At 58.1% G+C, this 1,703-nt stretch carries 1 protein-coding gene; it reads right to left on the reverse strand.

From position 1 onward, the window contains the following. A partial coding sequence (locus ACVBEF_RS21090; protein WP_447125855.1) for a non-ribosomal peptide synthetase occupies positions 1 to 1,703 on the reverse strand: 1,703 nt, incomplete at both ends.

The following is a 1,703-nucleotide window of genomic DNA, read 5'->3' on the forward strand; positions in this document are numbered from 1 at the left end:
GGATCGTCGTCCCGGTTGCTCCCGCCACGCAAGTCCAGGCAGTGACATCCACCGCCGCTTCGGTCGGACCGTACAGATTATGTAATTGGGCATCCGGCAACTGCGCATGGAAACGCTGCACGAGTGCTGCTGGCAATGCCTCGCCGCTACACATGACACGGACAATACTGGTGCAGCTCGCCGTATCTTCATGCCCCGTAAATGCCTGCAGCATCGAAGGTACGAAATGCAACGTGGTCACGCCCGCTGTACGAATGAGTTCACTCAGATAATGGGGGTCTTTGTGACCGTCTGGTTTGGCCATCACCAGCTTGGCACCCACCATCAGCGGCCAGAAAAATTCCCACACAGAGACATCGAAACTGAACGGCGTTTTTTGCAGCACCACGTCGCGCGGCTCCAACCCATAAGCCTGCTGCATCCAGAGCATGCGGTTGACGACCCCACAATGTTCGTTCATCACTCCTTTGGGCTGGCCGGTTGAACCGGAGGTGTAGATCACATACGCCAGATCCGATGCCTTGAGATGGCTGCTGTCGGGATTCTCTGTCGGATACGCACCCCAACTCGGCGCATGCAGATCGAGCACCGGTACGTCCGGCGCAATCGTTGTCCTCGCCTGCTCCCAGCCGTCTGCAATCCCAGCCTGCATTAGCACCCCACTTAGCACCACACGTGGTGCGCTATCGGCCAGCATATGCATCAGCCGTTCAGCCGGATATCCCGGGTCCAGCGGCACATACCCGGCACCAGCTTTTAATACACCCAGTAAGCCAACTACCATCGCCAGACCACGATCTACGCAAATCGCTACCCGGTCGTCTGGCCCGACGCCCAACTCGCGCAGATAGTGCGCTAACTGATTGGCTTGGGCGTTGAGTTCGGCATAACTCAGTTGTACAGCGCCAGACGCCACCGCCACCGCGTGCGGCGTCTGTGCCGCCTGCGCCTCAACCAGTTGATGCAGCAGACATGCACGTTCCGGGTAATGGATCTGTGTCGTGTTCCAGCTAGTAACAAGCTGATGCCGCTCCATTGCTGGCAACACATCAATACTATTGATGGCACGCTCCGGCGTTGTCTCCAGCGCCGTCACTAATCCTTCCAGCGCAGTCTCCATAAAACGGCACACCCGCAGTGCGCCTACTGCAGCCGTCACTTGCACGGTGAGCGCAAAGTCCGTTCCCAGATCGTCAATCGACATGGTCAACGGATAGTTGCTCCGTTCTTCTCCCGCAATCTGGGTAACGCTCTCCCAGATCGGCGAAGTGGCGTTGTACAGGCTGTGACGATAATTGAGCAAGGCCGAGAACAACGGTTGCGGTGCAGCGATGGCACTGGCGCGTTGCGCCAATGCCAGCGAAGCATGCTCGTGCTCCATCAGTTCGGCCAACAGGGCATGCGTCTGCCGCACACTGGCGGCTGCGCCCTGCTGATCAATATTGATGCGCAACGGCAGCGTATTGATCAGTAAGCCCATCATTTGCTGGACACCTTCATCGCCCCCCATTCGACCGAACAAGACCGTGCCAAACACCACATCACTCCGATTGGAAACTCGCGCCAGTACTTGCGCCCACGCCAGATGACACAGGCTGGCCGCACTCACACCGAGTTGTCTGGCCTGCTGCCGTAATCGCTGCGACAACGTGGTATTGAGTTCTCTCTGCGCTTCTTCGAGTCCGATGCCATCGCCATGCACC

Source organism: Glaciimonas sp. GG7 (assembly GCF_052976905.1).